The organism is Mucilaginibacter sp. 22184, from assembly GCF_052045695.1.
Lineage (GTDB): Bacteria > Bacteroidota > Bacteroidia > Sphingobacteriales > Sphingobacteriaceae > Mucilaginibacter.
Genome location: NZ_JBQEPI010000005.1, coordinates 136,037 through 149,029 on the forward strand (window position 1 = coordinate 136,037; position 12,993 = coordinate 149,029).

Below are 12,993 nucleotides of genomic sequence, written 5' to 3' on the forward strand. Positions count from 1 at the left end.
GGTTTTACCCCCATCGCTTACACAACCCTAAATCATAAAAATTATAACCGTTCTTAATACATTACGCTGGGTATTGGGCAGTGGTTGCCTCAGCCAGCAATAAAAAAATGCAGGCAACCTCAAGGCGTTTTACACCGTATTGTTATAAAAGATGATTACTATGCTGGCAACTATAAAAAACTACTTACAGAAAAAAAGGTCATTATCGGCCGTAACCGAAAAAAACGCGGTTGACGCTTATGATATCTGGGCCGAGAATTATGATAGCCAACCCGATAACCTCATGCTGCACCTGGACGGAAAGCTGTTTGAGCAGCTCATCAGCAACGTTGATGTCAAAGGTAAACAAGTGGCCGATATTGGTTGTGGCACAGGCAGGCACTGGTCGCTGTTATTTAGTAAAGAGCCCGGCACGTTAACCGGGTTTGATGTATCTGGCGGAATGTTGAAAAAACTGAACGAAAAATATCCGCAGGCGCATACCTATATGATCACTAATAATTTGTTTTCTGTGATTCCCGACGAAACTTACGATGTGATCATATCTACCCTTACCGTGGCCCATATTGAGGATATTGAAGAAGCTATGCAGGCTTGGGCCCGTTTGCTCAAAAGCGGCGGCGAGCTCATTATCACCGATTTTCATCCCCATATCCTGGCTTCCGGCGGTAAACGGACATTTAAGCACAATAACTCGGTAATGGCCGTGCAGAACTACGTACACCCCATTTATACCATAAAAGATGCCTTGTTCCGGAATAATTTTGAGCTGCTTTTACAGGAGGAGATCAAAATAGACGAAAGCATGAAGCCTTTTTATACCAAACAAAATGCGCTGCATGTGTACGAAAAATATAAAGGTTTCCCGGTGATATACGGTATTCATTTAAAAAAGGGATAATGATACTCCACGGGCTGCGAATGGCCGATGGCGGGCAATGTGTAAACGTCAGGATCAATAAAGGTAAAATTGATGAGGTAACACCTGTGTCAATTACCAGGGATGACACTGATTTACATTTTGATAATGCCATGATCTTTCCCGGATTGATCAATTCGCATGACCACCTTGATTTTAACCTTTTCCAGCAGCTGGGTAACCGTATCTATAAAAACTATACCGAATGGGGCGCGTATATTCACAAACATTATAAACCCGAGATAGACCATGTATTGCGGGTACCTGCTCCGCTGCGTATTCGCTGGGGAGTATACAAAAACCTGCTCTGTGGTGTTACTACTGTGGTTAATCACGGCGAACATCTACGCCTTGATGACGCACTGATCAATGTTTTTGAAGAAACCCAGGATCTGCACTCTGTAGGCTTTGAAAAACTCTGGCGACTGAAACTCAACAATCCATTAAGACGGCATTTGCCTGTAGCGATCCATATTGGCGAGGGTACGGATGAGGCGGCTTCAACAGAAATTGACAGTCTTATCCGCTGGAACAAATGGCGCCGGCCGCTAATTGGTATCCATGCCGTGGCCATGACCGGCGCACAAGCTGCTAATTTTAAAGGTATTGTGTGGTGCCCCGAGTCGAACTATTATTTGTTGAATAAAACGGCCTCTATCGATCAATTAAAACAACACACCACTATTTTATTTGGCACCGACTCTACCCTTACTGGCAACTGGAACATATGGGATCACATCACCATGGCCCGTAAAACAGGTTTGCTTACAGACGAAGAGTTATACCAATCCCTGAATAGTAACGCCGCGAAAGTATGGCTGATGAATACCGGCAAAATCAGCCTGGGAAAAGATGCCGACCTGGTGATAGCCCGCCAAAAAAATGGAGCCACTGGGTTTGACTCTTTTCACGGTCTTAGCCCTGCCGGTTTGCTTATGGTGATGCATAAGGGTAATATCCGCCTGTTTGATCATGAGTTGTTACTGCAAGTTGCTCCCGTAGTAAAGGGGCGCGATTTTAGTCTGATCAGAGTAGGAAAAGCTTATAAATATATTGAAGGTAACCTTGGGGAATTGACGGAGCAAATTCATTCGTATTTGCCTGAATTTACTTTCCCGTTTGAATTTATGGATCATCAAACATTTTAAAAGGTGATAAAGCTGGTTGACCTTACTTATTATGCACATCGCGATTATACCCATACCGCCCAGGTTAGGGAAAACCATGCCCCTGCTCTTGCCTTTGCACCTTATCTTATCCATAAGATCGACTTTTGTTTTGTTAAACACGCCGCCTTTGAAGAGCACGTTGTTATGGATGGTGTGCCTTATCATTTTTTTAAAGGCCGAAACCGGTTTTGGTCCATCACGCTAAAAACACATCAATATATCAAAAAACTCAAGCCGGATGTGGTACTGGTGCAGGGATTCATCTTTCCGTTGCAAGTGATTTTTCTGCGATTGTTTTGCGGTAAGGGATTCAAAATTATGATCCAGCATCATGGTGGGTTGCCCTTCGGCGGCATTAAAGGCTGGCTGCAAAAAATTGCCTGCAGTTTTGCCGATGCTTTTATTTTCACGGCGGCAGGTAACGCCGCAATCTGGAAAAGAAAAAATATTATTAAACAGGATGCATCCGTATTTGAGTTGCTGGAAGCCTCCACTAACTTTAAACGGCAGGACAAGCAAATAAGTAAAACACGCACCCAAATGGCGGGCGAAACCAATATTTTATGGGTTGGCAGGTTAAATGCCAATAAAGACCCTATAGCTGTTTTATTGGGTTTTATGCAGTATCTGAAGATAAAACCCGAGGCCAAATTGTATATGATCTACCAAAGTGAGGATATGATCAATGATATAATGGCCTTGTTTGCCTCCAGTAAGCTGCTGGCAAACGCGGTGGTATTGGTGGGCCGCGTTGCTAACCACGAATTGCCCTACTGGTATAGCGCGGCCGATTTTTATATCTCGGGCAGCCATAAAGAAGGCAGTGGATATGCTTTATTAGAGGCTATGGCCTGTGGCTGTGTTCCGCTGATCACTGATATTCCTCCATATCAAAAAATAACCGGAAATGGCCGTTGCGGGTTTCTATATCCCCGGGGTGATGCCAATGCGCTGGCCAGATTGCTTTATACTGTGAATAACGCCGATCAAAAAAAGCTTTCTGACGATACCTTAATTCATTTTCATCAACACCTCAGTTTTAAGAATATCGCTGATGATCTGGTAGGTATTTGTGAGCAGGTCATGACGCCCATTCAAGCGTCAACGCTTGAATGATTTTTTAGAGTAAGCGTCCACGCTTACTTGTCTGATGTTGCAATCGTAAGCGTGGACGCTTACATTCATTGTAGTTCAGCATGACAAAATAGTTTTTTTATCTTTTTTAGCGCAAGTCTTGGGTGGTTGCTGGTGCGCTGATGACTTGTGCTTATGGTCTGATGATGTCACAACTCATCGACCCACAATACCATAACACAAGACTTGCGCCAATAAAGGTGAAACCACGAGTAGACAGTAAAAAATCTCCTGTCATTCTGAGCGTAGCGAACAATCTATTATACTACAGAACTGTCTGCGAATAGATCCTTCGTTCCTCAGGATGACAACCTGAATTATGGAGATTGTCGTGGTTCGTTCGAAATAACGTTTAGTTTAGGAGAAACAAGAATACTCAACACCCAAATAAAGCGGCAACCCGGGTGGCAATGGTTTCTACGGGATATGCCAGTACGGGCTCATGCAGCAAATCAGGATCGTGCAGCAGCTCTTTAATTATCCCGGGTATATTCTCAACATTACCAGGTACATGATGCTGTGGCGGGCGCGAATCCATTCCCTTTACCAGGCTTACCACATGGCAGCCTGCATACAGGCCTTCGCTTAAAACGGTGCTGTAGCCTTCGTAGGCCGAGGTGTGCAGCAGTATCTTGGAGCGTTGCATTAATGCCAGAACTTCGGGGTGCGAGAGCTCTCCCTTAAGTTCGATATGATCTTCCAACTTTAGCCTGCTGATCTGTTTTTGGAGGTTCTCCATTTCGGGACCTTTACCACATATCACCGCTTTTAAATGCGGAAATTGCCTTGTAAGGCTTTTTACTACCTGGATAAACAGGTTGTATTGCTTCAATGGTATCAGCGAGCCTACCCCAATGATGTCGATCTCTCGGTTGGTGGATTGCTCTCCAAAAAGTGTGACATCTATCCCCGATGGGATGGTATAACCTGGCTGTATATGGTAATTAATGCTGAACTCCCTGGCCAAAAAATCAGATATGGCTATTAATTCGCCAGCCTGTGGTTTTACCTGTTTTACGTAATGGTTACCCGCTTTGGCATCCTGGCCAAGCAGCCAGGTATATTGTGGCAGGTTATACTTTTTGGCAAAGCGCTTACCCATATAGGCGGCCTCACCCATCCAAAAGCTCAATAGGCCCATCAGTTCATACCGGGCATGCAATTGTTTAAGCGTTTGCCATACCCGCCGCCAGGTAATTAAGCGGTATAACTGACCTTTGCCTTTTCCTGCCAATGCGATCACCTCCACCCCTTGCCAGTTATATCGCGCGGCTTTAAATGGGTACTGAAAACTAACCACCACGATATGCAGCCCGGGCTTATTTTGCTTTAGTCCCCTTACAAAGACCTGCATAGACGGTATGCAGGTAGTATCGTTTTCATCAGCCGGGAAACCGGGACTTAATATCACTATGGTTTTTTGTTTGGTCATTCCAGTGTTATCAGTTTGTTGCAATAGCTCAGGCTCGCGGTGTTATGGGTTATAAAAAGGATCATTTTGCCCGAAGCAGCCAGTCGTTGCAGTTGTATCAAAATGGCTTCCTCGGCCTGTTGATCCATCTCGCCAAAAGGTTCATCCAATATCAGTACGTCAAAATCATGGTAAAGCGCCCGGGCAAGCAATATGCGCTGGCGCTGACCGCCGCTCAGGTTTTTCCCATTTTCCCTGACGGTCTGGTACAATCCTTCTGCATTGCCATTCAGCAATGGGTTAAGTCCGCATATTGCGATAGCCTCAGCCAGTTTTTCATGCTCACTTTCCTCATCGCTGAGGGTGATATTTTTAAGAATCGTGTCATGAATAAAATAACCCTGTTGCTTTACATAGGCTATCCTGTTCCAATACTGTTTTCTGGCGATAATATTTGCTACCTGGTCATTGATGAGGATATCCCCATCATCAGGCACTAAAAAGCCTAACAATAGATTGATGAGCGTGGTTTTGCCTCTGCCAGATAAGGCCGAGATACCCGCCAGATCGCCCTTTTCGATACTAAAGCTGCTGTTTTTTAGGATCTGATGATCTTTATACCGGAAGCTGATGTTGTTGAATTGGATGGAGGTGATAGCCTCAGCCTCACCCCAGCCCTCTCCAAAGGAGAGGGAGCCTGGATCAGCAAAGCCGCTAAGTAAAGTCCTCTCCTTTTGAGAGGACCGGGGTGAGGTCAGATCATTCAGCGTAAACTCATAAGTTTTTATTTGCCCGGTGCTGTTGAGTATTTTGATAATACCGGGGATGATCTTGTAGGCGGCAGCCATAAAAACGCCGATAGTGAGCAGATCAATTACTGGCTGGTTGGTCCAGTATTTATTGATGAGCACTAATATAAAGAAACCCAGCACCGCGAAGACCTCCACCAGGCGCGATGGTAAAGCCTGCAAGGTTTGTTGCCCGGCCAGGTTATCATTCAGCTGTTGCTGATAGCTGTGGTAACGATTGGTGAAAAAGCTGGTTTTATCATAAATATTACTCTCCACAAAACCGGCTAATGATTCCTGTAAATGCTGAAGCGTTTTTTCGCTGGCCTGTTTGGTATTCACCCTGATCTGTTTCGACCGTTTCCGGATAAACCAGGCCAGTAAAATTACCGGAGGTAACAGCAACAGCAGCAGCAATAGAAATAATATGGGCTGATAGATGAGTATAGCACAAACCGTAAACAGGATAAGGATGCCCTGCGAAATAACCTGTTGCACGTTGGTGAGGATGTAATGACTAAACTCAATAGGCTGCTGACTGATCTGCCGGATATGGATAGAGGAATCGACATTAACAAAGTTCACGTAATCATTTTTCAGGTAATTGATGATGTTCCTTTTTGATAAGCGCGAAGCTACTCCATAAAAAAAATGATGCTGAAAACGCATAATGAGGTAGCCCATCCAGTTTTTAAAGCAAAAAAGTACCAGGAATATACTGATGAGCAGCATGGAATTTTTGTTGAACCAGCCAGAAGGCAAAAAGGCAAAGCCGTTATTGATGGTTTTAGTCGAAGTGTAAATTCCGACTACCAGTAACAGCATCCCCAGAAAAGCGATATCAAGCGCGCTGATCAACAGATCGAGCAGGATGAGCCTGCTCAATTGCGCTTTCTCCTGCCTGTTCAGCAGTGTTAAAATGCCTTTTATAATATGCTTCATTTTTTAAGAAGCAAGAATTAAGAGTCAAGAACCAAGAAAAACAATGTGGTTATTTTCTGTCTTGATTCTTGACTCTAACCTCTTGACTCTATTCATTACGGGCCAAAAAGCTTAATGGTTGCCCGTTTGAACGCAAAAAGCCCGGTAATTTTAATTACCCGGCTTTTGATATGAGGTCGAAAAGATTTATTTGTTAAGCTTGATCTCTACACGGCGGTTCAGAGCTCTGCCGTCTTCTGTAGTGTTATCTGCAATTGGCTTGCTTTCGCCATAACCTTTTACGCTTAGGTTATCGCCGTTGATACCGCTGTTTACCAGGTATAATTTTACTGAATTAGCTCTTTCAACAGATAATTCCATATTGTGCTCAGGCGTACCTTCTGATGAAGCATTACCATTCAATACAAATTTTACAGTTTGATCTTTCTTCATTTCAGCAGCTGCCTGATCAAGGGTTTGGTAAGATGAAGTTCTTAGCACGGCTGAGTTAAACTCAAACTGGATATTGCTAAAGTTATAGTTTGGTTTTGCCGGTGGCGGCGGTGGAGTTTCTTTTGGTGCAGGTTTTGGAGCCGGAGCTGGTTGTGGCTTTGGTGCGTAAGTTTGTTCGGTTTCAACCGGTACAGGTTTTTGAACCAGTTTTTTTGATTTACATGAGATTACAGTGATGGCGCCTAACGCAAAGATTAAAGTAAATAAGGGTGTTTTTAAAGCTTTCATAGCTAAATTTTGTTTTTTTGTAAACATAAAAAATATTCGTGATTTCAAGCTCAGTTGAGTATAACATGGCGTGAAAATAAAGAGAATCACAGGATGTTTATTTCACATCGGGCTGTCCTCCACCAATTTTGTATCGTAACTAAACGCAGATTTCAAAAGGTAAGTATTACGTTAAAATAAGCTGTCCATGAAAATAATCTGTTAATGGTGCTTTATGGTATTGATAGTTAGGTATTTGTACGCATTATTTTCGGTAGAAATACGGTGTGATATTTTGACTATTGATGTTAAATTAGTGTTACCTAAACTTATCATCATGGAAAGCAGCACACCATTTGAAGGCATTCAGACACCGGACATTCATCATCTGCGCCGGATTGAGGTATTAAAAAAGTATCCCCAGGTAAAAAAATTGATGGGCTATGATCCCTGGGCCGCGGTACTTACACTATTTATTGTAGCCGGTCAGCTAAGCTTTGCCTGGGCGGTAGGCGTTTGGTTTCCGCACTTTGGCCCCTATTGGTGGCAAATTATTTTGTTATCATACGTAGTTGGAGGCACCATGAACCATTGGGCGGCTATGGCCGTACACGAAATGGCACATAACCTTATGCTTAAAACCCCGGCGCAGAATAAGGCGTTAGCTATTATTGCCAACATACCTGTTCTGGTTCCAGGAGCCATCGCTTTTAGAAGGCACCATATGAAGCATCACTCCCATTTAGGTATCGAACAGATAGACAATGATTTCCCGAGCCATTGGGAGGTTAAAATGGTGGGCAAATCGGGGATAAAGAAATTTGTGTGGTTGTTTTTTTACATCTTCTTTCTGTTTTTGGTGCGAGGTTTTGATACCAAGCCTACCCGTTGGGAGTGGGCAAATATCATCACGCTGGTCATTACAGATGTGCTTATATTTATATTCTTAGGTAAAATAGCCATTATTTATTTGCTGCTTTCAACACTGTGGGGCTTTAGTTTGCACCCATCTGCGGGGCATTTTATACATGAGCATTTTGTATTTAAGGAAGGTCAGGAAACCAATTCCTATTACGGGTGGCTCAATTGGGTTTGTTTTAATGTGGGTTATCATAACGAACATCATGACATTATGAATATCCCGGGCCGGTTTTTACCCCGCTATTATAAAATAACCAAGGAGTTTTATGAGCATCTGGACTCAACCCGATCCTGGACACGGATGTTTTATGAGTTCATCACCCAGTCGCGCTTAGGTGCCGATAAACGTTATGTACGTACCGAGCAAATACGCCAGGAAGGACTAAAAATGGCCGAGGCTTTAAGGAAAAATAAAGAGCTGGTATGAGGCGGGCTACTCCTAGATAATTTAATTATAAGCGGAAATTTTCGTATTTTTGTATATACAGCAGCCCGGTTTTTCTGACCAAAAAGAAAAACCGGGCTGTTTAGTTAAGGAGAAATATAGCCAGAAATCGACTTGTTTTCAATTTAGTTATTTGACAATCAATTATCTAATACCTTTTAAAGCTTTCAAAACGGCGCTGAAATTTGTTAAAAAGTGTTAAAATCGATGGTTTTGAATGAGTTTTGAGCTGTTTTTCGATCGCTTTTACCCTGTTTTTGATCAAAAAAGTGTTAAAATAAAACTTTAAAAAGTTTTTGTACAGCCTGTGTCAAATTTTGTGACCAGTGTTTTATCCTGATCAAATATGTATTTATTTGCGATATCGAATTGATAAACCCATGTACAACACATTACAAAACGATCTTGATAACCTGGACTATTTATTATCTTTAACTAAAGATAAAGCCGCTGCTTACCTGAATGAAATAAATGACAGGCTTGTAAGCGTCAATAATGTTCAGGTAACTATTCCCATCAATCTTCCTGAACACGGAATTGGCCTGGAGGGTACCTTAAAAGCCTTTTATGAGCAACATCAAGATAAGATAGTGGCATCATCAGGTCCGCGGTATTGGGGTTTTGTAACCGGTGGCACCACTCCGGCCGCAATTGCCGGCGACTGGCTAAGTGCGGTGTTTGATCAGAACCCACAGGGAATCAAAGGCTCGGGTGATGTGTCTGCCAATATTGAGTTGCAAACCATTAACTGGCTTATTCAATTGTTTGGCTTGCCATCCTACTTTAAAGGTGGCTTTGTAACGGGCGCTACCATGTCGAACTTTACCTGTTTGGCCATTGCCCGGCAGTGGGCAGGCAAGCAAAAGAGTATTGATATTGCCCGTGAGGGTATCAAAACGGAGATCAGAATATTAACAGCCACTCCACATTCGTCAGCTATTAAATCACTGGCTATGTTGGGTTTGGGGAGTAGCAATATCATTACAGTAAAAACCGCAGAAGGTAACCGGGAAGCTATGGATACAGCTGATCTGGAAGTTAAATTGCAGGAAAATAAGGATTATCCGGTTATTGTGATCAGTAGTGGCGGTACGGTTAACACCGTTGATTTTGATGATATGCAAGCCATTGCTGATTTACAAAAGCAATATACTTTTTATTGGCATATCGACGCTGCTTTTGGCGCTTTCGCGGTTTGTTCAGAAAAGCATAGTCATCTGCTAAGCGGATGGGAATTTGCCGATAGTATTACTGTTGATTGCCACAAATGGCTCAATGTTCCTTATGATGGCGCTATATACCTTGTTCATGAAAAACACGCGGCATTTCAGTTGCAAACGTTTCAGAACAGTAATGCCCCCTATTTAGGCGATCCGGCTACCGACTTTAGTTTCCTGAACTTCGGGCCTGAAAACTCCAGGCGCTTAAGAGCCTTGCCGGCCTGGTTTGCATTACAAGCCTATGGTCGCAGCGGATTTGGATGGATTGTGGAAAATAATATAGCGCTGGCCAATCAATTTGCGCAGCTACTGGAGCAAAACACCATATTTAAATTAGTCGCGCCTGTAAGGTTGAACGTAGTTTGTTTTACTATAGATAGCGAAGAAGATAGAGGCCGTAAACTAGCCCTGATATTGGAAAAGCTCAAAGTATCAGGTAAGTTATTCATCTCTCCGACGTCCTATAAAGGAGTACCTTGTTTGCGGGCAGCATTTGTAAACTGGCGAACTACGGAAGAGGATATTTTGATAGCTATTAATGAATTGACCAAGGCTTCCTGACCGGTAAATACGTACTGATTTAAAATAATAAAGTTGACTTATTTGTTTAATGAACTTTAAAAATAAGCAGATAGTCAGATTGTTATGTGTTTTAGTTGAAGGATTGGTGCCTATTGATAGATTAATGCTTGTAAACAGATAAGTGATTTTTGCTTATTACATCTAAAAAAAATTAACGTTATATTGCAATACTCCATGATTGGAGTATACGTCAATTTGGGGAAGTAAAAACCTGCATTATAAACCTTTACTGTATGAAACATATATCGATACTGGTTCCTAAACGGGCCATACTCGGAAGCCTGGAAGGGTCTCGTCAATTGCTTACGCAAGTGAACCAATTTTTTTTGGCGGCCGGCAAAGACCCTATTTTTAAAGTTGAACTGGTTGGCCTTACCATGGAAACTCCGGTTAGCGGTGGCTTATTTACCGTTAATGCCAATAAGCTGATCGGTGAAGTTGAAAAGACCGATCTGATCATTATTCCTGCCATTGATGGTAATATCAGTGAAGAAGTGGAGAATAATAAAGAGTTTTTACCCTGGTTAACCGAACAATATAATAAAGGAGCCGAGATCGCCAGTTTGTGCATGGGGGCTTTTTTATTAGCCTCAACCGGCTTGTTAACCGGCAAAAAATGCGCTACACACTGGATGTTTGCCAATGAATTCAGGCGGATGTTCCCGGATGTTAACCTGGTTACCGAAAAGATCATTACAGATGAGCAGGGCATTTATTCGAGCGGGGGGGCCTTCTCCTACTTGAATCTTATTTTATATCTTATTGAAAAATACGCCGGTCGTGACATTGCCATTTTAAGTGCCAAGGTTTTTGCCATTGAAATGGAGCGGAATAGCCAATCGTCATTCATCATATTTCAGGGGCAAAAAGATCATGCAGATGATCCGATCAAAAAAGCACAGGAATTTATTGAAAAGAATTACCAGGAAAAAATCACGGTAGAGCAACTGGCCTCGATGTTTGCTCTTGGTCGCCGAAACCTGGAACGCCGCTTTAAAAAAGCCACAGCAAATACCGTGGCCGAATATATACAGCGTGTAAAGATCGAGGCTGCTAAAGTAAGCCTGGAAACTTCGCGCGAGAATGTGAACGAAGTAATGTATAACGTAGGCTATACCGATACCAAAGCTTTTCGTACTACATTTAAGCGTATAACAGGCCTCTCTCCTATTGATTACCGGAATAAGTACCAACGGGAGTACGCCACGTAATACAGATCTTTAATAATGCCTTGTTGCTATTTTAAAAAAGCATCAGGGCATTATTGAAGGCTTCTGAGAAAAGATGTAACTAATACGTTCCTGCTGATGTGTTGTATCAGTATCTATCGCTAATTCCCTTCCTGTAAATCGTTGATAATTAGTTGTAACGTTTCCAGTATTTGAACTGATTGTTTTAATCACTTCAACAGATAACAGGTCGCCGGGTATCCTGGCACCAAACCAGCGATCATCGTCCTGCTGTTTCCAGGTAACCAGTGTCAGGTTTTCTCCCGGCGGATAGTTTGCTGAACCTAAAAGAGCTGTTTTTAAGGCTAGGTCATTGCCGTAGAGAGTTGACATGGTTTGCTCCTTTTTGTTGATGAATGAGGTGATCACTTTTAAGCCAGCTTTGCTAAAGTTAAACGAAGCGGGTATAGCGGCTTTCTTATTTAAAAGTTCCTCGACGGGTTTACGGTTATTACAGGCCGATACTATCAAAACAGAGGCCGCGAATAATATATGAGTAATTTTCATGATGATTTCCTGATAGATTAGTGTTCAATTGGTGATGTGAAAACAAAGTCGGTGTTACTTAAGGGTTTATGACAGCTCACACACTCATTAGTAAACAGGGCTGTTTTACCATAAGGCACAAGCTTATCAGTTTTAAATCGGGCCCAACCCCATCCGGCTGTTGAGGCATACTTTTTGTCGTCCTTAATCATATACTCCACCTGCTTAAATGCGCCGGTGTGTATATTGCCATCTTTATCGGTTACCTGATCCCAGGCCACTTTGGCAAACGTTGTTCCATTGGGCCATGGATTAATATGATGTTCGCGAATGGCTTTTATGGCTATCGGATTACCGAAGATCACTCGCATAGTGCCATTATCAAAACGTTCTGTGGTACTGATGGTTTCCCAGTTTTTATAGTCTGGAATATAAGTAATTCCGTTTAAGGCTTTAGGGAGTTTAGCTAAAGTGGTAGTTGTTTTTTGCCAATGCGCATATTGCTTATCGGCCGCGTTTATTTTAGCGGTATCTCCCGGGATTTGCTTAGGCGAAAAGGACGAGACGTATTTTTTCAATATCTCCAGATCGCTTTTGGAAATGGCAGCCGAGGGGTGAACCAGTTCGTAATCCTTTATAGGCATAGCACCAGCGGCTATCTGGTTAACGGCTTCCCAAAGCATGGCTTTTTGATCGGCTGGTGCCAGATTTTTCCAGTTGGAAAAATTTAAGTGTTTGCGACCGGTATTCACGTGACCGGCTACTCTCCAATAAACAGGTGATATCTGATCATACCAGCGTAGGTTGGTTTCATTGGAGTGGCAATCATAACAAGCCCGTGTCAATATACTTTTTACTTCTGTCGGAGCTTCTATTTCTGCCGTTACCGGTGGATTGGTGATCTGAGGGCGAATGAATTGTATAGACAAAAAGCCGATCAGCAAAATAGCTCCTATGACTATGGGTTTTCTTTTGAATAGGTTGGAATTTGGGGTATTCATAGTTCAATGATTATACAGCAAAGTTGTTTAATAATAAACACTTATAC

General features: G+C 42.6%; 11 protein-coding genes. 6 read left to right on the plus strand and 5 right to left on the minus strand.

Annotated features, from left to right (window positions below; genetic code table 11):
• The first annotated feature begins 160 nt into the window (after window positions 1-160).
• The 3 genes from ACTJKG_RS12610 to ACTJKG_RS12620 are packed head-to-tail and all read left to right on the plus strand — an operon-like array spanning window position 161 to window position 3,204.
• Window positions 161-901, plus strand: a complete 741-nt coding sequence (locus ACTJKG_RS12610) for a class I SAM-dependent methyltransferase (RefSeq protein WP_440739412.1) — start codon at window positions 161-163, stop codon at window positions 899-901.
• The gene (locus tag ACTJKG_RS12615) at window positions 901-2,067 is read left to right on the plus strand and encodes an amidohydrolase family protein (RefSeq protein ID WP_440739413.1); all 1,167 of its coding nucleotides are present in this window, start codon (window positions 901-903) and stop codon (window positions 2,065-2,067) included. The genes ACTJKG_RS12610 and ACTJKG_RS12615 overlap by 1 nt, the downstream gene beginning before the upstream one ends.
• A 3-nt stretch (window positions 2,068-2,070) precedes the next feature.
• A complete protein-coding gene (locus tag ACTJKG_RS12620; RefSeq protein ID WP_440739414.1) occupies window positions 2,071-3,204 on the plus strand; it encodes a glycosyltransferase family 4 protein in 1,134 nt (377 codons plus the stop codon).
• Window positions 3,205-3,598: 394 nt separating this feature from the next.
• Here ACTJKG_RS12620 and ACTJKG_RS12625 read toward each other — a convergent pair whose 3' ends face one another.
• From ACTJKG_RS12625 to ACTJKG_RS12635, 3 genes are all read right to left on the minus strand, one after another.
• Entirely contained in the window at window positions 3,599-4,654 is a 1,056-nt protein-coding gene (locus ACTJKG_RS12625) for a glycosyltransferase (RefSeq protein ID WP_440739415.1), read from the minus strand.
• Entirely contained in the window at window positions 4,651-6,363 is a 1,713-nt protein-coding gene (locus ACTJKG_RS12630) for an ATP-binding cassette domain-containing protein (protein ID WP_440739416.1), read from the minus strand. The genes ACTJKG_RS12625 and ACTJKG_RS12630 overlap by 4 nt, the downstream gene beginning before the upstream one ends.
• A 186-nt stretch (window positions 6,364-6,549) precedes the next feature.
• Window positions 6,550-7,083 carry an OmpA family protein gene (locus ACTJKG_RS12635; RefSeq protein ID WP_172333433.1) on the minus strand — a complete coding sequence of 178 codons (534 nt, stop codon included), beginning with the start codon at window positions 7,081-7,083 and terminating at the stop codon, window positions 6,550-6,552.
• Between the two features lie 316 nt (window positions 7,084-7,399).
• On the opposite strand from ACTJKG_RS12635, the gene ACTJKG_RS12640 reads away from it, so the two are divergent.
• The 3 genes from ACTJKG_RS12640 to ACTJKG_RS12650 all read left to right on the plus strand — a co-directional run bounded on the left by ACTJKG_RS12640 (window position 7,400) and on the right by ACTJKG_RS12650 (window position 11,441).
• A complete protein-coding gene (locus ACTJKG_RS12640; protein WP_440739417.1) occupies window positions 7,400-8,410 on the plus strand; it encodes a fatty acid desaturase in 1,011 nt (336 codons plus the stop codon).
• 398 nt (window positions 8,411-8,808) lie between these two features.
• Window positions 8,809-10,209: a pyridoxal phosphate-dependent decarboxylase family protein gene (locus ACTJKG_RS12645; RefSeq protein WP_440739418.1), complete on the plus strand. Its 1,401-nt coding sequence runs from the start codon at window positions 8,809-8,811 to the stop codon at window positions 10,207-10,209.
• Between the two features lie 254 nt (window positions 10,210-10,463).
• A complete protein-coding gene (locus ACTJKG_RS12650; RefSeq protein WP_172333436.1) occupies window positions 10,464-11,441 on the plus strand; it encodes a GlxA family transcriptional regulator in 978 nt (325 codons plus the stop codon).
• Between the two features lie 42 nt (window positions 11,442-11,483).
• On the opposite strand, the gene ACTJKG_RS12655 is transcribed toward ACTJKG_RS12650, so the two are convergent.
• Together ACTJKG_RS12655 and ACTJKG_RS12660 are read right to left on the minus strand one after the other, a co-directional pair.
• On the minus strand, window positions 11,484-11,966 hold the full coding sequence (locus ACTJKG_RS12655; RefSeq protein ID WP_172333437.1) for a hypothetical protein: 483 nt from the start codon (window positions 11,964-11,966) through the stop codon (window positions 11,484-11,486).
• A gap of 17 nt (window positions 11,967-11,983) precedes the next feature.
• The gene (locus tag ACTJKG_RS12660; RefSeq protein WP_440739419.1) at window positions 11,984-12,946 is read right to left on the minus strand and encodes a heme-binding domain-containing protein; all 963 of its coding nucleotides are present in this window, start codon (window positions 12,944-12,946) and stop codon (window positions 11,984-11,986) included.
• Window positions 12,947-12,993: the final 47 nt, after the last annotated feature.

Bases quoted from the DNA above. Each gene is read 5' to 3' on its own strand.
- ACTJKG_RS12650 (WP_172333436.1), top strand. From the start codon at position 10,464: ATGAAACATATATCGATACTGGTTCCTAAACGGGCCATACTCGGAAGC.
- ACTJKG_RS12645 (WP_440739418.1), top strand. From the start codon at position 8,809: ATGTACAACACATTACAAAACGATCTTGATAACCTGGACTATTTATTA.
- ACTJKG_RS12625 (WP_440739415.1), bottom strand. From the start codon at position 4,654: ATGACCAAACAAAAAACCATAGTGATATTAAGTCCCGGTTTCCCGGCT.
- ACTJKG_RS12630 (WP_440739416.1), bottom strand. From the start codon at position 6,363: ATGAAGCATATTATAAAAGGCATTTTAACACTGCTGAACAGGCAGGAG.
- ACTJKG_RS12655 (WP_172333437.1), bottom strand. From the start codon at position 11,966: ATGAAAATTACTCATATATTATTCGCGGCCTCTGTTTTGATAGTATCG.
- ACTJKG_RS12635 (WP_172333433.1), bottom strand. From the start codon at position 7,083: ATGAAAGCTTTAAAAACACCCTTATTTACTTTAATCTTTGCGTTAGGC.
- ACTJKG_RS12660 (WP_440739419.1), bottom strand. From the start codon at position 12,946: ATGAATACCCCAAATTCCAACCTATTCAAAAGAAAACCCATAGTCATA.
- ACTJKG_RS12640 (WP_440739417.1), top strand. From the start codon at position 7,400: ATGGAAAGCAGCACACCATTTGAAGGCATTCAGACACCGGACATTCAT.
- ACTJKG_RS12615 (WP_440739413.1), top strand. From the start codon at position 901: ATGATACTCCACGGGCTGCGAATGGCCGATGGCGGGCAATGTGTAAAC.
- ACTJKG_RS12610 (WP_440739412.1), top strand. From the start codon at position 161: ATGCTGGCAACTATAAAAAACTACTTACAGAAAAAAAGGTCATTATCG.